This is a genomic window from Granulicella aggregans (genome assembly GCF_025685565.1).
GTDB classification, from domain to species: Bacteria; Acidobacteriota; Terriglobia; order Terriglobales; family Acidobacteriaceae; genus Edaphobacter; species Edaphobacter aggregans_B.
The window spans coordinates 109898-131558 of the sequence record NZ_JAGSYE010000001.1; the positions used below are offsets into that span (position 1 = coordinate 109898).

Here is a 21661-nt window from a genome sequence, read left to right on the forward strand (position 1 = left end):
AGCCTCTCAACGGCTCGCGGGGAACACGGAAACGAGCGGCCATCGGCGGTGATGGATCAACCCGATCACGTGAACTTGAAGGCCCCATGACTTCAGTTGATTTTGCTCGCGACGATACCGTAACGATAACTCTCGCGTGGCCTGCGAAACAAGAGACATCGTGTCAAAAACATCGAGCCCGGAAAATACGCATCAACCACCTTAAAGTGAGCGTTCGATGCGAGCGTATAAACCACAGTATCGATTGATATCTATTGGACTCCGAGCCACTTAGCGTCGACACCCCGCCGATCCGTTTACCACATGGCGACGACAGCGGTGGTTGCAGTCGCGTAAAATCTTGACACAGACCACGATCATCGCTACGCTCCAGACTTCAACAGGCACAAATCAGAATCCTGAACGAAGACTCCGCACCATGCGGGAGGAGATGGCTCATCATCCCCCGCCCGTCGCGGGCGGGCTTCACCCTTTCAGCAAAGGTCGCCGCTACTCCACGCGGCGATGGGTAGTTCTTTATCTTTCCGTATCGTGCTACGTTCCACGCCGAACGCAGTAACGTACGTTCCCGACTCGGCCGCACAGAAAATACAACGCACAAATCACGAGGGAATCTCTATGCCTTTCTCCGTCCGTTCTTCCTGGAAGCTGTGTCTGGCGCTCGCGCTCTCGAGCACCCTCTCACTCGCGCAAAACGCCGTCTCCACCGGCGCGATGACCGGTACCGTCCACGATCCGGGCGGCCAGGTGGTCGCACATGCGGCCGTGACAGCGGTCAATGAAGCGACGGGCGAACGCTCGACCTCGACCTCGAACGATGTCGGCATCTTCAGCTTCCCCGCCCTAAAGATCGGCGTCTACGACGTCTCCGTCGTCTCCACCGGCTTCAAGACGGTAAAGATTGCGGGCCTCGTCGTGGCCGTCGGCCACACCACCGACGCAGAAGCGACGCTGGCGATCGGCGAAGCCAGCGACACGGTCAACGTCATCAGCGACGCAGGCTCCGCGCTCAACCCCTCCGACACCACCGTCGGAACTCTCGTCCAGCGCGACACCATCGAAGGTCTTCCCTTGAGCGGCCGCCGCTACACCGACCTCGTCCTGCTCACCCCCAACGTCGTTGCCGACGGTCAGTTTGGCCACATCAGCTTTGCCGGCCAATCGGGCGGCGACCTCTCCGGCTACAACAACACCGCCGGCGGCGCCTCGAACGCCAACGGTTCCACCTCGTTCACCGTTGACGGCGTCGACTCCACCAGCTACTACTACGGCGATAACCGCGGCTTCACCCGCATTCCCTACGTCTTCGGCCTCCAGTCCATCCAGGAGTTCCAGGTCCAGGCCAACGTCTATGACTCCAGCTACGGCGGCGCGGGCGCAGGCTTCATCAATACCGTGACCAAGTCCGGCACCAACAAGTTCCACGGCGACGCCTTCTACTACAACCGCAACTCGGGAACCGGCGCGAACGATGCCATCGACAAGGCCAATGGCAATCCTCGTCCACTGAACGTCCTGCAGCAGTTTGGCGCGGACATCGGTGGCCCCATCATCCGCGACAAGATGTTCTTCTACTTCGACTACGAACAGCAGCGTCACAAGGATCCCCTGTACGCCGTGAATCAGGGCGAAGCCGCTACGACTGAGGCCAGCTTTGGCGTACCTGCGGGCACCGCGCTGCCCACCCCAAACAGTCACTATCCCGTCGCCGCGAACATCGCGGAGAACGATGTTACTGCGAACCCACAGAACCCCATCTATCTCCAAGGCGTGGCGAACGCTCTGAACGTCATTCACTCCAACCTCGGCCCCAGAGCTCGCCGTCGTGACGACTGGGAACTCTTCCCTAAGCTGGACTGGGCGATCAGCGACAAGACCCACCTGACCGCGCTCTACAACTACAACCACTTCCAGTCCGCAGGCGGCATCATCACCTTCAGCCCGGAGTCATTCGGTGGCGATGAACTACTCGGCGACAACGGCGTTCGCGACCACGTCGCAACGATCCACATGACGCACACCTACACCTCGGCGCTGGTCGAAGATCGCTACATCAGCTACGTTCGCGACGAGCAGCTCTATCACCCCTCAGGTCTCGCCCAGACCCCAACGACGCCCGAGATGATCATCACCGGTTCCGCACCGGGAACGCTTCTGCTCGGCAACCCCACGTTCACCTACAACAATCTGCGCGAGTATCAATCGCAGATCGCGGACCACTTCACCTACCTCGTCGGCAAGCACCAGATCGACGCCGGCGCGAGCGTCAACTACGACTCCATCTCGAACAACAATCCGGGCAGTTTCTACGGCCAGTACATCTTCCTCAGCCTGGAAGACTTCGCTCTGGGCAAGTGGAACATCTTCGAACAGACAGCCGGCAACTCGAAGTACAACTTCAGCGATCCCTTTGTCGGATTCTTTGTAAACGACACCTGGAAGGCGTCCCGCAATCTCACCCTCACGGGCGGCATTCGCGAAGACTTCCAGAAGTATCCGAGCCCAGCAGGCAATCCGCTGGTTCCCTCGACCCAGACGTTTCACAACCAATATCAGCGCGTCTCTCCTCGCCTAGGCTTCTCCTATAATCCGTTTGAGAAGACGGTGGTTCGCGGCGGTGCGGGTCTCTACTACGAGATCTTCGTCGGCGGCAACTACCAGAACTCGACGCAGCAGAACGGCGTCTCCCAGACCCAGGCTGAGTTGTTCGACTTCAGCCCCGCTACCGTTGCTTCAACCCAAAGCCCATCATTCCCCGCAGCTCTACCGTCTTCAAACTCGAACTTCGCCAGCGGCGGAAACATCGTCGCCGTCGCCAGCAACTACAAGACGCCCTCAGTCGTGAACGCAAGCCTGCAGGTGGACCAGGAGATTGCCAAGGGAACGATCCTCACCGTCGGCAGCCTTTGGTCGCACGGCATGCACCTGACCAGCTCGACAGCCTACGACCAGAACCTGACGCCGCCGACGGGAACCACCACCTACATCCTCCCGAGCGGACAGACCGTGGTGAAGCCAAACCTCGACAGCAATCTATTGAAGGAAGGCTACCTCACCTCGGCTCTCGGTCAGATCAACACGCTCATCAGCCCCGGCATCGACAACTACAACTCGCTCTTCGTGCAGTTGAACCGGCAGGCGACGAAGGGTCTCAACTTCATCGTCTCCTACACGCTGGCAAAGAGCACGCAGAGCGGCGTGGACTTCGACAACCAGTTCGACTTCAGCGACACGCACGGTCTCTCGCTGCTGGACCAGCGCCAGCGGCTCTCGCTCGCCGCAGTCTATGCGCCGACGATCGAGACAGAGAACGCCATGGCACGGTCTGCGCTGAACGGCTGGAGAGTCAGCATGATCACGCAGATCAACGCTGGCCGTCCGTACACCGGCGTGGTGACAACGTCTGCCCTTGGTGCAACGCTCAACGACTCAGCAGCCAACCAGGCGACCGCGAACACTGCGGCAGGCCTAGTGGGCGGCGGCAATCAGGGCGGCCTCTCCCCGGGTGAAGGCATCAACTCCTTCACCGGTCCCGGGACCACCCAGGTTGACCTCGGCATCGAGCGCTCCATCAAGATCAAGGAGAACCAGACCATCAACTTGAAGGTGCAGGCCTTCAACCTGTTGAACTCCGCCAACTACTTCGTCTACGCCGGCAGCGGCATCAACCAGGTGCAGTACCATGCCACCGGCGAAAACTGCGGTGACGGCAAGACGATCAACCAGACCTGCACGCTGGTTCCCAACGGCGGTGTCGGTGGCTTCCAGACCCTCACCGCGGTCGACCAGTCACACCCGCCGCGCATCTTCCAGTTCTCCTTCGCCTACAAGTTCTAAGCCCAGCGAAGACGCACCCATAACCGGAACAGGAGTCCAGCACGCGAACCTGACATCGTCAGGGGGTGCCGGGCTCCTGTTCCGCTTAAGAATCTGCCCCAACACTCGTCATCTCGACCGGAGCCGTGCGGCTCTATCGCACGGCGTAGTGGAGAGACCCCCGCATTCGTCTTTGCTTTAGCTCTCAAACCGAAGAGATGCAAATTTCGAGGCGATGAGACAGGCCCCTAAGCCATAATCACTTCAAGATCCACTCCGACCTGCAGGAGCACGCATGATCCAAGCGACGAGTCTTACCAACGAAGACCTTGCCCCCACAACGCCCGAGCAGCGCACTTGGGGGACCTACAACTACATCGCCCTCTGGTTCTCCATGTCGATGGAGATCACCACCTACATGCTCGCCTCGTCGTTGATCGCGGGCGGCATGAACTGGAAGCAGGCGCTGTTCACCATCCTGCTGGGCAACCTGATCGTGCTCATCCCGATGCTCCTCAACGCCCATGCGGGCGCCAAGTACGGCATCCCCTTCCCCGTCTTCGTGCGTGCCTCCTTTGGATTGCGCGGCGCCAACATCCCTGCCATCCTGCGGGCGATCGTCGCCTGCGGATGGTTTGGTGTTCAGTCCTGGCTCGGCGGACAGGCGATCGCCGCCATGGTCAACGTACTCTGGCCCGCGTCGGCCCATATGCCATGGGTTCTCTGGGCCTGCTTCCTCGGCTTCTGGTGCTTGAATATGGTCATCGTGTGGCGCGGCGTCGAATCGATCCGTTTCCTGCAAAGCTTCTCCGCACCCTTCATGCTCGTCATGTCGCTCACGCTCCTGGTGTGGATGGTTCACAAGGCGGGCGGCTTCGGGCCCATGCTCTCCGCGCCCAGCCAGTTCAAGACCACCGGCAGCTTCCTCCACTTCTTCTTCCCCATGCTCACGGCCATGGTCGGCTACTGGGCGACGTTGTCCTTGAACATCCCCGACTTCACCCGCTACGCCAAATCGCAGGAATCGCAGATCTTCGGCCAGGCCTTCGGCCTCCCCGTTGCGATGACCTTCTACTCCTTCATCGGCATCGCCGTCACCTCAGCCTCGACGGTCGTCTTCGGCGAGCCCATCTGGAGCCCGATCACGCTCATCGGCCGCTTCCATCAACCGTACATCGCCTTCCTCGCCCTGATCGCCCTACTCGTCGCCACGCTCAACGTGAACATCGGCGCAAACGTGGTCTCTCCCTCGAACGACTTCTCGAACCTGGCACCAAGACTCATCAGCTTCCGCACCGGCGGCATGATCACCGGCCTCCTCGGCCTCGCCATGATGCCCTGGAAGCTGATGAGCAGCTTCGGCAACTACATCTTCGGATGGCTCGTCGGCTACTCCGCTCTGCTCGGCCCCGTCGCTGGAATCATGGTCGCCGACTACTTCCTCATCCGCGGCACACGCCTCGACGTCAGCTCTCTCTATCATCGAGGCGGCCCCTACGAGTACAGCAAGGGCTTCAACCCCAGGGCGATTGCAGCCCTCGTGATCGGGGTCATCGTCGCCCTCTGCGGCCTGGTCATCCCGTCGCTGCGCTTCCTCTACGACTATGCCTGGTTTGTCGGCTTCTTCCTCTCAAGCGCTATCTACGTCGTCCTGATGCGAGCCTTCACCCCTGAAGAAGTGCGTTCACTGGATCAACCGCTCGTGGTCGAGGAAGCCCTCTAAGACCTGTCTAAAACACGTCATCTCGACCGGAGCCACGCGGCGTCATCGCGTGGCGTAGTGGAGCGACCCCCGCATTCCGCTTTGTCCGGCCTCTTCCCGGCTTCGAAAGCTGGAACGAAGCAAATCTCCGCGCTCGAAGAACAGCTCCAAGCCTGCGGCGTCATGCGCCGCTTGACGAATCCCATGCATCGCCGTAGCCTCAGGTTTAGGCGAACATATGGCGAAAAAAATCGGCTCGTACCTCTTCCCCATCCTCGACTCCGATCCCCCTCCCCGAGTCGGAATCGCCCGTCTAGCCGCCAGCGCGCGACACGCCGATGACGGCCACCTTATCCAGTTCAAGTCCCTAGAAGTCCGGAGCATCCTCAACAAATCGGTATCGAAGCGCCAACTCTCCCTCGCTTACTCCATCAACCCATACCGCGGATGCGAGTTCGCCTGCCGCTACTGTTACGCCCGCTACACCCATGAGTTCCTCGCTCCCGGACGATCGAGTGTTGAGGCCGGAACCACCATGACAAGCCACGACGCCTTCGAGCACGAGATCTATCTCAAACGAAACGCCGCATGGCTGCTCGAACAGGAGCTTCGCCACATCGACCCCACTCAGGAGATCGCCCTCGGCACCGCAACCGATCCCTACCAGCCAATCGAACGCCGAGTGCGGATCACGCGCAGCCTGCTTGAAGTCTTCTCGAGAAAGTCCGGCTACCGCCTCGGCATCGTCACGAAGTCGCGTCTCATCACCCGCGACATCGACCTCCTTCAGCAGATCGCCGCCCGCAATACCCTCGTCCTGCACGTCACCATCACCACGCCCGACGCCGCACTCGCACGCCTTCTGGAACCACGCGCCCCACGACCAGACCTGCGCTTCGAAGCGGTCCGCAAGCTCCGGCAGGCAGGACTCACGGCCGGAATACTTTGCTGCCCACTTCTCCCCGGAATCACCGACTCAGAAGCTGCACTGAATGCCATGGCCTCCCGCGCGTCCGCAGTAGATGCGAGCTTCTTTGCCGCCAACCCCTTGTTCCTGAAGTCCTGCTCGCGGCCAACGTTCTTCAAGTTCGTTCAAGAACACTTCCCGAATCTTGAAGCGGACTACGCAGCTCGATTCGCTACGGCCGACTTTGCAGCCACACCCTATCGGAAGTTACTAAGCCAGAGAGTGGACAAAGTCTGCCGAAAGCATGGGCTCGCACCGCGCTCTTCCGACGCTCTTCTCACCCGCGACATCGGCGCAGCGAAAAGGCCAGCCGTCAACGTCGGCGCGCCCCGCCAGCAGATGCTCTTCGGATGAATATAGGGATAGGAAAAGAGCGAGGATCTCCCAGCCCCGCCACCACAAAAATCTGGAGACGGTTCGGAAGATCCTCAAGCTCTTACTGCTGAAAGGAAATGACTAGGCTACAACTTCGATGCCCATCGAGCGAGCAGTACCGCGGATGCTCTTCGCGGCAGCCTCGACCGTGGTCGAGTTCAGGTCCGGCATCTTCTGCGTCGCGATCGCGATAATCTGCTTCTCGGTGACCTTGCCCAGCTTGGTCTTGTTCGGGGTGCCGGATCCCTTGGGGATGCCAGCAGCCTTCAACAGCAAAACAGCCGCAGGCGGCGTCTTCGTGATGAAGCTGAAGCTGCGGTCCGCGTACACGGTGATGACGACGGGGATGGTCATGCCGGTCATCTCAGGAGTCGAGGTGCGAGCGTTGAACTGCTTGCAGAACTCCATGATGTTGACCTGAGCCTGTCCGAGAGCGGGGCCGACCGGGGGTGCCGGGGTAGCCTTTCCGCCAGTGATCTGAAGCTTTACGTATCCGGTGATCTTCTTCGGTGCCATTGCGGTACTTCCTTCTTATGCGTCCAGCACCTGGCTCAAAGCCGGCTGCTGAATAGTATTGAAATCCAAAATCTTTACTGACGACGGCGACGAGAACTACTCGTCGATCATCTTGTCGACCTTCGAGAACTCGATCTCGACCGGCGTAGAGCGCCCGAAGATGCTGACCATCACCTTGAGGGTCTGCTTGTCTTCGTTCACGTCGTCGACTGCGCCGTTGAAGTTGGCGAATGGGCCCTCGTTGATGCGGACCTGCTCGCCCTTCTCGAACTTGATCTTCGTCGTCGGCTTGTCCTTCGACACATCCGAGCGGAAGAGGATGGAGCTGACTTCCTGCTCCGAGAGTGCTACCGGACTGTCACCGGTTCCAAGAAATCCCGTAACCCGAGGCGTGTTCTTGATGACGTGCCAAAGGTCGTTGTCCAGCTCCATCTCAACCAGAACGTAGCCGGGAAGAAACACGCGCTCGATCGTGTACTTCTTGCCGTTGCGCAGCTCGGTCACGGGCTCGGTCGGAATCATGATCCGGCCGATGCGGTTCTGCAGGCCGAACGCGGTGATGCGGCTCTCAAGCGACTCGCGCACCTTGCGCTCAAAGCCAGAGTAAGCGTGGATGATGTACCACTTGAAATTCTCATTGACCGGTGGCTCAAGGTGTTCTTCGGGCTGTGCTGCTTCCGGGATTATCTCTTCTGCCGCCATCGTTGTGCCTTCTTCATGCATCATCGTCGTGCCATCTACCGGTTGGTGCTGAACTCTTAGGAGTGCGTCGAGAGCTTGTGCAGCAGAGCTTCAATAGCGCGGCCAATGATGTTGTCCACCAGCCAGAAGTACGCCGCGAAGATGAAGACCGTGACCAGAACTACGGTCGTCGTCGTCTGCACATCGGTTCGCGATGGCCAGATGACCTTGCGCATCTCACTGCGAACGTCCTTGAGAAACTCCACGAGACGCGCAGGTGTCGCCTTCAGATTATCGATCCCGGTATTTGTGCGGCTCTCGTCCGTCACTGTTATCGCCTTCGCCATGACTTCTCTGCTTTCGTGATGCTGAAACTCAATGCCTGGGAGTATTCCCGCCCATATGCCAGTCGATCGGATAGAGGCGAATGGCGGGGGAGCTCGGATTCGAACCGAGAAGTTCGGTTTTGGAGACCGACAGTTTAACCGTTGAGCTTACTCCCCCGTATCGCGAAAACCCCTTTCTGAGAGGGCCTTCGCGGCGGTGGTGCTTACTTCGTCTCTTTGTGGTCCGTGTGCTTGCGGCAGGTATTGCAGAACTTCGAGAACTCCAGGCGGCCGGTGGTCGTCTTCTTGTTCTTCGTCGTAGAGTAGTTCCGGTTCTTGCAAGTCGGACATTGCAGGGTAATGATCTCGCGCATTGGGTGAATCCTCTCTTGTATGGCCAACCACTTCGGTTGGCAAGCAGCCGTCAATCGACCAAAATGCAGATCGCTCGACACGCCGCGACGCAGGCTTGGGGTGCCTGCAACCCGTATTCCTGATTGTAGCGGAGGAGGAGCGGTCAGGCCACGCTCGACCTTTCTATTATCCACGAAAGCAGGCCTGAGCGCCAGTTCAGCGGCGCTTATTTCGACCAGAGCCGCGCCATCTCCAGCCGAAATCCTGGAACCACCGCCTCCGCTTCAACCCACTCCGGCCGCGCCAACCGCTCGACAGACTGTCCGGGCCGATAGACAAGAACTTCTCCGGCAAACGGATCGATCATCCAGGCCAACTGGGCGCCGTTCGCAATCCACATCTCCATCTTTTCTTCGAGCTTCACACGGGAGTCAGATTCGGAAAGAATCTCCACCAGAAACTCCGGACACGCTGGTGCAAAACTCCGTTGCTCAGCGTCGGTCAGAGCATTCCATTGAGCGCCAGACAGCCACGACGCATCTGGACTTCTCACAGAGTTGTCGATCAGCGTGAATCCCGCGCTCGAACTAAACACCATGCCGCCGTGCGTTTCCGCCCAGTCAAATAACCTCGCACCGACGAAGATCTCACGATACCCACCCTTGGTATTCAGTGGCGTCATAATCTCCAGCTCTCCCTCTGCGTTTTGCTCTATGCGATAGGGGCGGTTGCGGCGCGAGAAAGCCATCAACTCTATGTCACCAAGCTTCCTTGCAGGCCGCAACGTGACCGGCATAGTCAGCCCAGTCAGCGACAGAATTTCGAGCTCCAAGGATTCGGCGAGCGCAGCCATGCGCTCATTCTATTCCTTGACAGGACTCTCGACACAAAAGAAAACGGCGAGCCGAAGCTCGCCGTTTTCGTTATAACTGGTTCAGTCTTTACTAAACCCTATCCCCTACACCCTGCTCTTACTTGATGATCTCGGAGATCGTACCCGCGCCAACCGTGCGTCCGCCCTCACGAATCGCGAAGCGGAGACCCTTCTCCATCGCGACCGGCGTGTGCAGCGTGATCTCGAGCTGGATGTTATCGCCCGGCATCACCATCTCGGTGCCTTCCGGCAGCTTCGCGGAACCAGTAACGTCGGTGGTGCGGAAGTAGAACTGGGGACGGTAGCCGTTGAAGAACGGAGTGTGGCGTCCGCCTTCTTCCTTGCTCAGAACGTAGATCTCGCCCTTGAACTCGGTGTGCGGCGTGATCGATCCCGGCTTCGCCAGAACCATGCCGCGCTCCACATCTTCCTTCGCGATACCGCGGAGCAAGAGGCCAGCGTTGTCGCCCGCAAGACCTTCATCGAGCTGCTTCTTGAACATCTCGACGCCGGTGCAGACCGTCTGCTGGGTGTCGCGGAAGCCAACGATCGAGCAGGCCTCGCCCACCTTGATCTTGCCGCGCTCAATACGGCCCGTGACCACCGTTCCACGGCCAGAGATCGAGAAGATGTCTTCGATCGGCATCAGGAACGGAAGATCCACAGCGCGCTCGGGCTGAGGAATGTACTTGTCGACAGCCTCCATCAGCTCGTCGATCTTCGCTTCCCACTGCGCTTCGCCGTTCAGAGCTCCAAGAGCCGAACCACGGATGATCGGGGTGTCGTCGCCGGGGTACTCATACTTCGAAAGAAGCTCACGAACCTCCATCTCGACCAGTTCGATCAGCTCTTCATCCTCAACCGCATCGCACTTGTTCAGGAACACAACGATGTACGGTACGCCAACCTGGCGAGCAAGGAGAACGTGCTCCTTGGTCTGGGGCATCGGGCCGTCGGTCGCTGCAACCACGAGGATCGCGCCGTCCATCTGCGCCGCGCCGGTGATCATGTTCTTGATGTAGTCGGCGTGGCCTGGGCAGTCAACGTGCGCGTAGTGGCGGTTCGGGGTCTCGTACTCGACGTGCGAGGTCGAGATCGTGATACCGCGCTCGCGCTCTTCCGGAGCGTTGTCGATCGTGTCGAACGAACGGAAGATGTTGTGCGGGTTGTGCTTGGACAACACCTTCGTGATCGCCGCCGTCAGCGTCGTCTTGCCGTGGTCGATGTGACCCACCGTTCCAATGTTTACGTGAGGCTTTGACCGGTCAAACTTTTCCTTACCCATGACAACTATTCTCCTAGTAGTTTGCCGGCTGACCGGCAGTTCCGTTCACGAACGATCGAGCACGTTGAACTCCGGCGTGCTCACTCAAAATCAAACTCGGGATCAATAATATGCGTAGAGCTTGAAATACTTGTCCCGAACCTCGGGAGCGACCTTCTCAAGACTTGCGAGATAGAACTCGCGAATCTGGCCCTGGTCGCCATTGCCCAGCTTGGCATACTCTGCGGCAATCGAAGCTCCGAGCCGCCCAGCCTTCAGCACGGCCTCGAACGATCGAACACGAAGCCCGACTCGCTCGATCGACTTCAGGAAATCCGCGACGCGCGCAGCAGAGAAGGCGTTCTCGATCGCTCCACGAACCGTGCCAAAAGTCTGCGGGTCGGCTACTTCAAGGACAGCCTGCTGATACACAGCGCTCAACGTAAATCTCCTGCAACGAACTCTTGCTTGGGCTTCAAATCTTTGGAGCGGGAGACGGGAATCGGACCCGCGACCAACAGCTTGGAAGGCTGTGACTCTACCACTGAGTTACTCCCGCCCTACGTGACAACGGCCTTAAGAAACTTATGGAGCTGACGGAGAGGCTTGAACTCTCGACCTCTCCCTTACCAAGGGAGTGCTCTACCACTGAGCTACGCCAGCCTGTGAAACTCAACCATACAATCCTATCGCGAACGCAGCCTGCCGAGCACGACACGGAACGCAAAAAACGCAAGCAGGATAAAACACAGATTACGAAACTTGCCCGGCTCCATCGTCCAGAACGCACTCGCAGCGATCAAACCGATCAGCAGCAGTGCAATTACCATCCGGCCGCTGCCCGCAGGGCTTAGATCCACAACTCACCAGCCACGTTCAAAACTACAGATTCGACCGCATCTTCCGATCAAAATTTCACAAAATTTATGGTGCACAGGGGAGGGTTCGAACCTCCGTAGGGCATAACCCGGCAGATTTACAGTCTGCTGCCATTAACCACTCGGCCACCTGTGCACTAGCCTGAAAACCGTTGAGAAAACGCAGCACTCTCACGCCTTTCAACTCCCAATCTCGCGCCTGCGGACAAACCGCATTCACGGCGGGACCAACTACGTTGAAGGAGTGGTGGAGTTCTACGCGCCAGAACGACTCGCAGGTACAACCAATACCGTCAAAACTTTTCATTCCAACTGGCTGTAGTGAAACTGGAGCTGACGAAGGGATTTGAACCCCCGACCCTCTGATTACAAATCAGATGCTCTACCAGCTGAGCTACGCCAGCCCATTTACAAGCCCTGCTTTGCTCCCTGTGCAACCCGGTATAGAACGTGCCACCGTGTCAACGCAGAGTGCGCCGCAAGTCTCAACTTTAGCATAGCCGGGGTTTGCGGGCAACGTGAACTGCGACGATCAGTACCTCACTTCAAGCCCTCCTTTCGCCGTTTTCGTGATTGGAGATACATCCTCGTCCTCAGTGATGGTCGATGGATGAGGTATTGAAAAAGTGTTCTCCTGAGATGCGTCACCCCAATGGCTGCCGATGTGATGACGAACAGAGCAATTCCATCTGTAGCACTCATGCTTAGGACCTCCCCGCCCGGTCCCCGTACTCCCAGTCATAGGGCAAGCCCGTATCCCCAAGAATGAGATTCACTATCTCCGCGAAGCCCGCCTCCGACCGAACATCATTCGAAAGGATCAGCACGCACCGCTGTTTCGCTTCAAGACAAACCATCGTATTCGCCGTTTGCCCATCGTGTCCGCCCTTGAAGAACCCACGCCCCTGCGACCCATCGAACACGATCACTCCAAGCCCTGCATAAAGATCCTTCCGCTGCTTCGCTACCGGCAGCTCCGCGCCAAACAAAGGAAACTGATTCGCCGTCGTGATGTGCAGGCTCGGCTTCGTGATCTCGGCGCGAGATGCTGGGCTAAGACCATCGCCCCGCACCAGAGCAGCCGTAAACTTCGCCATGTCCGAGATCGTCGTGTTCATCGATCCCGCCACGCGAGGCTTGCTGCGCTTACTATGCGGCTGCGGTTCACCCTGATCGTTCCAGCCGTTCGCGACGTTCGGGTCCTCCCCCTCGCGCCACGTCAGGCTCGTCCTTGTCATTCCCAGGCGATCGAAGTTCGCCTTCGTCAGATCGCCAAGATCAAGTCCCAATCCCTGAGCCTTGCGACCGTGCTCCACCGCAAACTGCAGCAGGATCATCCCCTCCCCTGAGTAGCTGAAGCGCGTTCCGGGATCGAAGTGAATATGCAGCTTCCCGTCCGGCTCGATGAACCAGAAGTTGCTGAAGCCGGTCGAGTGCGTCAGGCACATCCGCGGCGTTATCTTCTCCCATCGCGGATCGCTGGCGAGGTCTTTATACGGCCCATATTTGTCCGGAAAGACCGGATCAGGGCCATAGCTCGGCAAGGGGTTGTCGAGGTCATCCTTGATCGGGGTATCGAGGCTGATCTTTCCCTGATCCACCAACTGCATCACCGTGTAGGCGAAGACCGTCTTGGTCAACGACGCGCCATACATCACGGTGTCAGTCGCGAGCGGATCACCCTTCGCGTTACGCACTCCATACGACTGCACGTAACCGACCGTGCCATGATCGATCACGGCAACAGCGATCCCCTTCGCCTCGGTGCGCTTCATGATCCTGCCCACCTCGGCGTCAATCGCCGCATTGCCGGGTATAGTCTGCGCGGAGAGTGTAGGTGCAACCCAGAACAGAAAAGATGCGCAGAGTAGCGCGAATGTACCTCGAAGCACGTCGTCTCCTAATCGCCACGCTCGATTGACTTCTGATCGGCGACCACCAGCATACCTCCGCAAACCGAGAGCCCGCCCAGCCATCGCCTGCAAGAGCACGATTCTCGTCGTCCTCTTCTCCCAGATTGCCGCAAGAGCGCTATCCTGACAGGCAGATGATTCGTCCTGCCCATGCATAAGCGCACCCGCTACTCTTTACTGCTCATCTTTGTCCTGATCGCGGCGCTGGCCATCGCCCTCTTCCTGAAGAAGGAGGCACCGCCAGAGGTAGCGCGCCTGCTCCCCGAGTCCGACGCGATCGTCTATGTGAACCTGAAGCCGGTTCGATCGGCGACCCACTTCGACCGCGAGTGGAGCAAGCGCCCAGTCCAAATGAGTGCCGAATATCAGCACTTCATCGACGCGACCGGCATCGTCTTCGAGCGCGATCTCGACGCTGCCGCCTTCGCCCTGCACCGCATGGACGACCCCAACGGCCCCAACGGCCCAGTCGCCTACTCCGAGGTCTTCGAAGGCCGCTTCGATGGCACAAGACTCGCCGCGTACCTCGCCTCCATAGCCATAGCGAAAGAGAACTACGCAGGACACGACATCTACACCGTTCCCGTAGCGCTGGTCGAAGTCCCATCAAATGATGGGAAGCCGGCACAAGCCGTCCGCCTGCTCCGTGTAACGCAGTTGGGATATGACACCCTCGCCGCCTCGAACATGCCGACGGCCGAGCAGATTCACTCCATCCTCGACCGCTACCGCGCCTCGGCTTCGCCGTTCTCCGGCTCATCCCTGCTCAGCGCCCGCTATCACGATGTCCCGTTGCTTTCGACCGTATGGGCCATCGGACACATCGGTCTTCCCTTCTCCGAGAACGGCAAGGTAACCGCCTTCGGCATGCAGCTTCCACTTCCTGAAGACACCACCTTCGTAGCGAGCCTGCGTTTTACTACCGCCCTGCGCCTCCGAATCGACGAACTCTTGCCAACTCCAGCCGAAGCGGAGCAATCTGCCAGTGCACTCTCTGCCCTGCTCCAGCTATTCCGTTCAATCCAGAACGTCCAGTCCCAACTGGATCCCGGCCAGCAGCAGTCGTCGCCAGAGAACGCTGCCGTCAAGCAGTTCCTCGAATCCGTCAAGATTGTCTCTCAGAAGGACCGCGCTACCCTGACGGCGACGGTCCCTATCGATATCCTGAAACAGTTGACTGCGGCTACTGCGGACGCAACACCCGATTCACACTAAACCGCATCCCATAGCTGAATACTGAATCCCAGCTTCTGGGATTTCTGAATCTCAGCCCGATCCCCAAGCGTCACTGCACTACCGAATCCTCTTTGAGGTCTCAGACATGTCCCTCCGCTCCAAGTGCTTCGCTCTCGCTGCCGCCGCTGTCCTTATCTCACCGTTCGCGACCGCCCAATCCGGCACCGTGCTTACCGGGCAGGACGCCTTCACCGACTACTCGAAGGAACACCCCGGCGTCCGCCGTCATCTCACCGTCGCTGACCTTCCCGAGCCGAAGCCAGACGAGTCCGTCGATAACGGCCCTCCGGTGATCGCGCGGCCCGAGGGTGCGTGGCCCGTCGCGCCCGCAGGCTTCAAGGTGGAGATGTACGCCCAGGGCTTCACCGAGCCTCGCCTCATCCGCACCGCGCCCAATGGCGATCTCTTCCTCGCCGACAGCAAAGCCGGTCAGGTCAAGGTCCTTCGCGGAGTCGGAGCTGACGGCAAGGTTGTCACTTCGGAGACCTTCGCCACCGGCCTCGATCATCCCTTCGGCATCGCCTTCTATCCCTCCGGCCCGAACCCCAAGTGGGTCTACATCGCCAACACCACCTCCGTCGTCCGCTTCGCGTACAAAGTCGGCGACCTGAAGGCCACCGGCGCACCAGAGACCATCGTTCCCACCCTTCCCGGCTACGCCCAGCTTCGCGGCGGCGGCCACTGGACCCGCGATGTCGTGTTCACCAAGGACGGCAGCAAGATGCTTATCTCCGTTGGCTCCGCCTCAAACGTCGACGACCCCGACACCCACCCCGGCGAGTTCCATCGCGCCGACGTCCTCGAGTTCACCCCGGCAGGCAAGTTCGTCAAGGTCTACGCCTACGGCCTCCGCAACTGCGTCGGTGAGGCCATCAACCCCATCACCGGCCAGCTCTGGTGCTCCACCAACGAACGCGACCGCCTCGGCAACAACCTCGTCCCCGACTACATCACCTCGGTCAAGGAAGACGGATTCTACGGCTGGCCCTGGTACTACATGGGCGGCCACCAGGATCCACGCCTTATCGGCACCCACCCCGAACTGAAGTCAAAGGTCCTCACCCCGGACGTCCTGGTCAACCCTCACTTCGCCTCTTTGGAACTCACCTTCTACGCTCCCCCCGTCCGCTCCGACTCCTTCCCCGCCGAGTACAACGGCGATGGATTCGCCGCCGAGCACGGATCGTGGAACAGGGCGAAGCGTTCCGGCTATGAGGTCATCCGTATCCCGATGAAAGACGGCCATGCCACCGGCGAATACGAAGACTTCCTAACCGGCTTCGTCACCGACGACGGCAAGGTCTGGGGACGCCCTGTAGGCGTCACCGTGGGACACGACGGCTCGCTCTTCGTCACCGACGATGGCAGCCGCACCGTATGGCACGTCACCTACACCGGCAACAAGGCAAACGCCTCGGTTCCGGCAGCAGACCAAGGCACCCAGTCTCGATAATTCATGCTCGCGCTTTAGACTGGATAGGAGGAAGCGCGAAGGTATGAGATTCATGTTGAACGGGCACCGCAGGTCTTTTCTAACTACCGCTGTTGCTGTGCTCATGACGGCCTCAATAGGCCACTCATGGGCACAGCAGACGGCCAAGGTCGATCAAAAAGCTCTTCTGACCCAGGTTCGTCACGCTTATTACCTGCCTTCAGACCGCGGCGTACAGGGTTTCTCCTGCAACGTGTCCTTCGACTGGGCGGCGGTGCTCGAACGCGCCTCGGGCCGTAAGATTCCCGCAAAAGAACCTACCCTCGTATCACTCAAGAGCGCCACGACCAACGTCGTGAACGACTACGCCAAAGGCGCTGTCGTGAAGGGCACCTATCCCGGTGCCCAGCCGCTGGCCGGATCGCCCGTAGCCAGCCGCCAGAAGATCCTGAACAACCTCGTCAAAGCCAGCCTCGATGGCTGGGACCCCTTCCTCAGCAACCGCATCTTTCCCCTCGAAGCCACCTCCTACCGCTTCGAGTCCGTACCCACCGGCTACCGGCTCACGCTCGATGGCGGAACCTTCTTCTCCATCCTCGACCTCGACCCGAAGCTGAAGATCACCCACGGCGAAAGCCACCTCAACGGCACTACCACCGAGTTCACTCCCGAGTTCGACACCAGCACCCACGGCTGGCTGCTCACCTCGCTCAAGACCGTCACCACCCATGCAGCAACCGGACTGGCAGCCGAGACCAAGGCAGCAAGCTCCTCTTCTCCGTCCGAGGATGAGGACAAAGCAAGCTTCATCTACTCCTACCAGTTCGTCGACGATCTTCTGGTCCCAAAGCGCGTCATCGTGCAGTACGGTGACGGCCAGGAAACCCCCTACGAACTGACCGACTGCACCCTGATCAAAACCTCACCCGTAAAGCCTTAATCGCCTAAACCTGATCCGTCCGTCATCCTGAGCGAAGCCACGCGCGGTCTCATCGCGCGTGGCGAAGTCGAAGGACCCCGAGCGATTCCATCTCGCCGCTGCATTCGGTCGCTTCACGCTTTCTTGTTAAACCGCTTCAAAACTTCTCCCCTTGGCGCGTTCTGCGTAAACTTTGGCGCATTTTGCATCTCGCTCAAGTCCAGTACGATCTACTCTTTGACACATGTACAACGCAAAAGCCTACTCCGCTGCCAGTGCGTCATCGCCGCTTGCATCCACCACGATCGCGCGGCGCGATCCAACCCCGACCGATGTGCAGATTGAGATTCTCTTCTGCGGCATCTGTCACTCTGACCTTCACCAGGCCCGCAACGAGTGGAGCGGCTTCATGCCCACCGTCTACCCCTGCGTTCCCGGCCACGAGATCGTCGGCCGCGTCACCAGCGTCGGCTCCGCTGTCACAAAGTTCAAGGCGGGCGACCTCGCCGCCGTCGGCTGCTTGGTCGACTCCGACGGAACCTGCCCGGAGTGCCTCGCTGGCTTCGAGCAGTTCTGCCCCAACGCCACCCTCACCTATAACTTCCCCGACAAGCATACCGGCGGCGTCACCTACGGCGGCTACTCTGACAGCGTCGTCGTCGACGAGCGCTTCGTCCTCAAAGTCCCCTCGAACCTCGACCTCGCAGGCGCGGCACCGCTGCTCTGCGCCGGAATCACCACCTACTCCCCCATGCACCACTGGGGAGTGACCAAGGGCAAGAAGGTCGGCGTCGTCGGCCTCGGCGGCCTCGGCCACATGGGCGTGAAGTTCGCCCACCACCTCGGCGCGGAGGTCGTTCTCTTCACCACCTCGCCCAACAAGAAGGACGACGCCATCCGCCTCGGCGCGAACGAAGTCGTCGTCTCGAAGAACGCCGATGAGATGGCAAAACATACAGGCAGCTTCGACTTCATCCTCGACTGCGTCTCCGCCGACCACGACATCAACGCCTACCTCAACCTCCTTCGCCGCGACGGCAACATCTGCCTCGTCGGCGCTCCCGAAAAGCCCCTCGCCGTCTCTGCCTTCAACCTGCTCTTTGGCCGTAAGAGCCTCTCCGGCTCGCCTATCGGCGGCCTCGCCGAGACCCAGGAGATGCTCGACTTCTGCGGCCAGCACAACATCACCTCAGACGTCGAGATCATCCCCATCCAGAAGGTGAACGACGCCTACGACCGCCTGCTGAAGCAGGACGTAAAGTATCGCTTCGTCATCGACATGGCATCGCTCAAGACCGAGGCATAACCCCATGGGCAGACACTTCCGGATTCCCGGCCGACTGCACGCAAGACTGCAGGAAGCGGGAATCCGTGTGCCTGCTCTGCTTCAAAGCGCGGGCCTGCCGCCAGGCCTCTTCGACCAGCCCCGCATCCTCGTCACGACCGAGGAGCTCTTCGCTCTCTGGTGTGAAATAGGCCGCGCCGGCCGCGCCTCCATCGGCCTCGCTTTGGGTACAGAAGCAAAGGCCGAGAACTTCGACCCCATCACCCTTGCCGCTCTCGCTGCCCCGTCTTTTGGCGAGGCCATGCGCCAGGTAGCCCGCTACAAGACGCTCTCCTGCCCCGAGGAGATCCATCACGAGACCCACGCCGGAGAGTGGAGCATCCACTTCCGCTGGCTCCTGGCTGAGAGCCCCGAACCCAAGGTCCTCACCGACCTCTGCTTCGCCTGGATACTGTCGATCGCCCGCCACGGCACCGGCCAATCCATCTCCCCGCTACGCATCGTGTTGAAGCGACCGGCCCCTAAACACAGAGTGTTCGAGCGCCACTTCGACTGCCCCGTCACCTACAGCGGCTCAAAAAATTCCATCATCTTCCGCGAGTCCGACACCGCGCTACCCTTCATCACGCGTAACGCCGAACTCCTCGGCATGCTCGCACCGCAGTTCGACCAGGAGCTGAAGCAGACAGGCGCGCAGCACACCTTCGCCGAAGGCGTCCGCGCAGCTATTCAACGAAAGCTCATCGGTGGCCGCCCAAAGATGCGGGAGATCGCCCGTGAGCTGCACCTCAGCTCACGCACGCTGCAGCGACGCCTGCAGGACGACGGCTTCACCTTCCAGCAAGTCATGGAGCAGTCGCGCCACCAGCTGGCCCGCCACTATCTGAAGAACTCCATGCTCGGCCTCAACGAGGCTGCCTACATGCTCGGCTACGTCGACTCAAACTCCTTCGTCCGCGCCTTCCGTACCTGGGAAGGTCTCCCGCCAGCACACTGGCGCGAACTGGAACGATCGAAAACCCAGCCCGAGACGACAGAAGAACTCGAAGCCTGCCTGACATAGCGGGGGATCAGCTTCCGGACCGAACGCTGATCCCCCGCAACTCCGTCGCAACCCTCGCCTTATCCATCCCGTGTCTGCGCGATGTCCTCTTCGAAGCGGGATGAACTCTGCTCGTTCAGAGACAGAAATGAGCCTCCCCGGATGGCGTTTCATTCGCTTCCTCAGCGACGCTGTTTTCCGACATACGTTTTATAAACTTCACTCCACTGAGGAAAGATGTCGCTAAAAATAAAGGTATTTAGCGTCTTTTCGAAATTCATTGACAATCGTATATCTATAAATTTATAGTGATGAAGGTTACTTCTAATCAAATTCGAGGTTCTTATGCGCCAAGCTCTTACGATTGCAGCCGCCCTCTTGCTCCCGACCATGCTTCACGCCCAGGCAATGGTGCCTGCAACCACTCAGGCGTCGCCCGTGATTGAAGCTCGCCTGACCCTGCCGGCAGAGCCCGGTCAGCCCTCGGCTGTCGCCTACGGCTTCGACGGTGTCCCAGTAGCCTCTCCGCTCCGCGTCACAACCGGCATCACCCCGCCCGAGCTGATTTCGCAGGCCGATATCCACGCGGACAACGACGTCCGCTGGCACGCGTCGGGTGAAGACAAGGTCGTCGTCGTCTCGATGATCGTCAACAAGGCCGGCAAGCCCACCAATCTGAAGATCACCAAGTCCGCCGGCCCGGAGCTCGACAACAACGTCCTCGCTTCGGTAGCCAAGTACCGCTACAAGCCCGGCCAGTTGAACCACCAGCCCACCGAGGTGGAAGTGAACCTCGAGGTCATCATCCACGCCCCCAGCTTCTAAAGATTCGAAGGCGAAGCTTGATCCGGCTCGCCCTGCTGCAAACCTTTTGCCTCTACCCCGCTGGGCAGACTCGATGAGTCCGCCCAGTTTTGTTTGTGTAGAAGGTTTTGTATCTACCGCCAATAGGAACATTGCCCGCTTACCGTGTGGCGACCTTGCGAGGACGCCCACCAAGAGCTCCGTTAGCGCGGGCGGCGGCGACTTTGCCGGTGCTGCGAGACTTGCCACCCTGCGCACCAAGGCGGGAGGCCATCCACTTGCGCGAGCCGAGGAAGCCTTCAAGCAGCGCGGGGACGTAGAGATCGGCATCAAGCTTGGGGAAGTGAATGCCGAAGCCCGAGGGTGTGATTTCGATAGTAGAGAGCTGAATGGGAGTGGCATCTTCCAGGCCTTGCGCGTCTTTCGGCGAGAACATGAGCTCTACCTTGGAACTCAGGGTCAGCACGACACGGTCAGCTTTGCGATCGTAACGGGCAGCGACGGCGTGTGGCGTATTGCTGCGGAGTTCGCCCATTTGAGCCGTGGCGGCGGCGTATTCGTCAGTAGAGATCATGCATCTCCCTCCATGCTGCGAATAGCACTATTGCCAGATTCCCTGAATGTCGTACTTATAGAACTCATCGTCACGTGTCAGAACAGGAATATTGTTCGCAATTGCTTGAGCAATGACCATTCGGTCGAAGGGATCGCTGTGATGGTGTGGGAGCGACGCGGCAGAGAGAATCAGAGAGCGGTCGATTGGAAGAAAGGTCACGCCGAGCTCGTCAATACGCTGCATCGTTCCCGCAACGGATGTACCAGCCAAGAGTAGCTTGCCTCGACCAACCTTATTGAGGATTTCCCAGAGCACGGCATGGCTGATGACGAGTTCATTGTCCTTATCAGCGAGCAGTTCTCTCACCCGATCTGTCAGCATGGGCGGAGCGTAGATCGCCCAGAGCAGCGTGTGCGAGTCGAGAAGGAGCTTCAAGTCTCGCCCGACGACATAAGAGGGCGGTCGCCGAGGTCAGCATCCATCGCCTGCCACTCTTCAAAGGTGGGCACGCGAAGTTCGCCGACTCCAGCGCCGAGGATGCGCTTGCCCGTTGCAGGCTGCTCCTTTGCGGAAGCAGATTCCACGAGGACGAGGCGCACCGAAGGTTGGCCGGGGCGCGTGAGCTCCACCTCTTCGCCGGTGTCGATGGCGGTGAGGATGTCGGCGAAGTGCTCTTGCGCGTATTGGGCGCTGACCTTCATGGGTTTAGGGTAGTGGAGCG

At 59.5% G+C, this 21661-nt stretch carries 20 protein-coding genes and 5 tRNA genes; 9 read left to right on the forward strand and 16 right to left on the reverse strand.

Features of this window, described 5'->3' with window-relative positions; all coding sequences use genetic code 11:
- Positions 1 to 618 precede the first annotated feature (618 nt).
- From OHL18_RS00370 to OHL18_RS00380, 3 genes are all read left to right on the forward strand, one after another.
- A complete protein-coding gene (locus tag OHL18_RS00370; protein WP_263372854.1) occupies positions 619 to 3837 on the forward strand; it encodes a TonB-dependent receptor in 3219 nt (1072 codons plus the stop codon).
- A gap of 274 nt (positions 3838 to 4111) precedes the next feature.
- The gene (locus OHL18_RS00375) at positions 4112 to 5539 is read left to right on the forward strand and encodes an NCS1 family nucleobase:cation symporter-1 (protein WP_263372855.1); all 1428 of its coding nucleotides are present in this window, start codon (positions 4112 to 4114) and stop codon (positions 5537 to 5539) included.
- A 217-nt stretch (positions 5540 to 5756) separates the two neighbouring features.
- Positions 5757 to 6839, forward strand: a complete 1083-nt coding sequence (locus OHL18_RS00380) for an SPL family radical SAM protein (RefSeq protein WP_263372856.1) — start codon at positions 5757 to 5759, stop codon at positions 6837 to 6839.
- A gap of 102 nt (positions 6840 to 6941) precedes the next feature.
- On the opposite strand, the gene rplK is transcribed toward OHL18_RS00380, so the two are convergent.
- The 13 genes from rplK to OHL18_RS00445 all read right to left on the reverse strand — a co-directional run bounded on the left by rplK (position 6942) and on the right by OHL18_RS00445 (position 13645).
- The gene (gene rplK / locus OHL18_RS00385) at positions 6942 to 7376 is read right to left on the reverse strand and encodes a 50S ribosomal protein L11 (RefSeq protein WP_263372857.1); all 435 of its coding nucleotides are present in this window, start codon (positions 7374 to 7376) and stop codon (positions 6942 to 6944) included.
- 96 nt (positions 7377 to 7472) lie between these two features.
- The gene (gene nusG, locus OHL18_RS00390; RefSeq protein WP_263372858.1) at positions 7473 to 8078 is read right to left on the reverse strand and encodes a transcription termination/antitermination protein NusG; all 606 of its coding nucleotides are present in this window, start codon (positions 8076 to 8078) and stop codon (positions 7473 to 7475) included.
- 56 nt (positions 8079 to 8134) lie between these two features.
- Positions 8135 to 8404 carry a preprotein translocase subunit SecE gene (secE, locus tag OHL18_RS00395; RefSeq protein ID WP_184213997.1) on the reverse strand — a complete coding sequence of 90 codons (270 nt, stop codon included), beginning with the start codon at positions 8402 to 8404 and terminating at the stop codon, positions 8135 to 8137.
- Between the two features lie 81 nt (positions 8405 to 8485).
- Positions 8486 to 8561, reverse strand: a tRNA-Trp gene (locus OHL18_RS00400).
- A gap of 46 nt (positions 8562 to 8607) precedes the next feature.
- Positions 8608 to 8757, reverse strand: coding sequence for a 50S ribosomal protein L33 (gene rpmG / locus OHL18_RS00405; protein WP_263372859.1), 150 nt, complete (start codon positions 8755 to 8757; stop codon positions 8608 to 8610).
- A 206-nt stretch (positions 8758 to 8963) separates the two neighbouring features.
- Positions 8964 to 9590, reverse strand: coding sequence for a Uma2 family endonuclease (locus OHL18_RS00410; protein WP_263372860.1), 627 nt, complete (start codon positions 9588 to 9590; stop codon positions 8964 to 8966).
- A gap of 118 nt (positions 9591 to 9708) precedes the next feature.
- Entirely contained in the window at positions 9709 to 10896 is a 1188-nt protein-coding gene (gene tuf, locus OHL18_RS00415; RefSeq protein WP_263372861.1) for an elongation factor Tu, read from the reverse strand.
- A gap of 102 nt (positions 10897 to 10998) precedes the next feature.
- Positions 10999 to 11307 (reverse strand): hypothetical protein, encoded by a 309-nt coding sequence (locus OHL18_RS00420; RefSeq protein ID WP_263374564.1) that lies wholly within the window; start codon positions 11305 to 11307, stop codon positions 10999 to 11001.
- A gap of 52 nt (positions 11308 to 11359) precedes the next feature.
- Positions 11360 to 11434 (reverse strand) — tRNA-Gly (locus OHL18_RS00425).
- A gap of 29 nt (positions 11435 to 11463) precedes the next feature.
- Positions 11464 to 11538: transfer RNA gene (locus tag OHL18_RS00430), tRNA-Thr, on the reverse strand.
- A 264-nt stretch (positions 11539 to 11802) separates the two neighbouring features.
- A tRNA-Tyr gene (locus OHL18_RS00435) sits at positions 11803 to 11889 on the reverse strand.
- A gap of 192 nt (positions 11890 to 12081) precedes the next feature.
- Positions 12082 to 12157, reverse strand: a tRNA-Thr gene (locus tag OHL18_RS00440).
- Between the two features lie 300 nt (positions 12158 to 12457).
- Positions 12458 to 13645, reverse strand: coding sequence for a serine hydrolase domain-containing protein (locus OHL18_RS00445; protein WP_263372862.1), 1188 nt, complete (start codon positions 13643 to 13645; stop codon positions 12458 to 12460).
- Between the two features lie 171 nt (positions 13646 to 13816).
- Here OHL18_RS00445 and OHL18_RS00450 point away from each other — a divergent pair, with 171 nt between their 5' ends.
- The 6 genes from OHL18_RS00450 (at position 13817) to OHL18_RS00475 (ending at position 20405) form a co-directional block, all read left to right on the forward strand.
- Positions 13817 to 14881 (forward strand): hypothetical protein, encoded by a 1065-nt coding sequence (locus tag OHL18_RS00450; RefSeq protein WP_263372863.1) that lies wholly within the window; start codon positions 13817 to 13819, stop codon positions 14879 to 14881.
- Between the two features lie 106 nt (positions 14882 to 14987).
- Positions 14988 to 16355, forward strand: a complete 1368-nt coding sequence (locus OHL18_RS00455; protein WP_263372864.1) for a PQQ-dependent sugar dehydrogenase — start codon at positions 14988 to 14990, stop codon at positions 16353 to 16355.
- 103 nt (positions 16356 to 16458) lie between these two features.
- Positions 16459 to 17274: a hypothetical protein gene (locus OHL18_RS00460; RefSeq protein WP_263372865.1), complete on the forward strand. Its 816-nt coding sequence runs from the start codon at positions 16459 to 16461 to the stop codon at positions 17272 to 17274.
- A gap of 223 nt (positions 17275 to 17497) precedes the next feature.
- Positions 17498 to 18559, forward strand: a complete 1062-nt coding sequence (locus OHL18_RS00465; RefSeq protein ID WP_263372866.1) for an NAD(P)-dependent alcohol dehydrogenase — start codon at positions 17498 to 17500, stop codon at positions 18557 to 18559.
- A gap of 67 nt (positions 18560 to 18626) precedes the next feature.
- Positions 18627 to 19601 carry an AraC family transcriptional regulator gene (locus OHL18_RS00470; RefSeq protein WP_263372867.1) on the forward strand — a complete coding sequence of 325 codons (975 nt, stop codon included), beginning with the start codon at positions 18627 to 18629 and terminating at the stop codon, positions 19599 to 19601.
- 324 nt (positions 19602 to 19925) lie between these two features.
- On the forward strand, positions 19926 to 20405 hold the full coding sequence (locus tag OHL18_RS00475; protein WP_263372868.1) for an energy transducer TonB: 480 nt from the start codon (positions 19926 to 19928) through the stop codon (positions 20403 to 20405).
- A 139-nt stretch (positions 20406 to 20544) separates the two neighbouring features.
- Here OHL18_RS00475 and OHL18_RS00480 read toward each other — a convergent pair whose 3' ends face one another.
- From OHL18_RS00480 to OHL18_RS00490, 3 genes are read right to left on the reverse strand one after another with little or no spacing between them, the layout of a single operon-like run.
- The gene (locus OHL18_RS00480) at positions 20545 to 20958 is read right to left on the reverse strand and encodes a DUF2442 domain-containing protein (protein WP_263372869.1); all 414 of its coding nucleotides are present in this window, start codon (positions 20956 to 20958) and stop codon (positions 20545 to 20547) included.
- Positions 20959 to 20985: 27 nt separating this feature from the next.
- Positions 20986 to 21375 carry a type II toxin-antitoxin system VapC family toxin gene (locus OHL18_RS00485; RefSeq protein ID WP_263372870.1) on the reverse strand — a complete coding sequence of 130 codons (390 nt, stop codon included), beginning with the start codon at positions 21373 to 21375 and terminating at the stop codon, positions 20986 to 20988.
- Positions 21372 to 21641: a type II toxin-antitoxin system Phd/YefM family antitoxin gene (locus tag OHL18_RS00490; protein ID WP_263372871.1), complete on the reverse strand. Its 270-nt coding sequence runs from the start codon at positions 21639 to 21641 to the stop codon at positions 21372 to 21374. The genes OHL18_RS00485 and OHL18_RS00490 overlap by 4 nt, the downstream gene beginning before the upstream one ends.
- Positions 21642 to 21661: the final 20 nt, after the last annotated feature.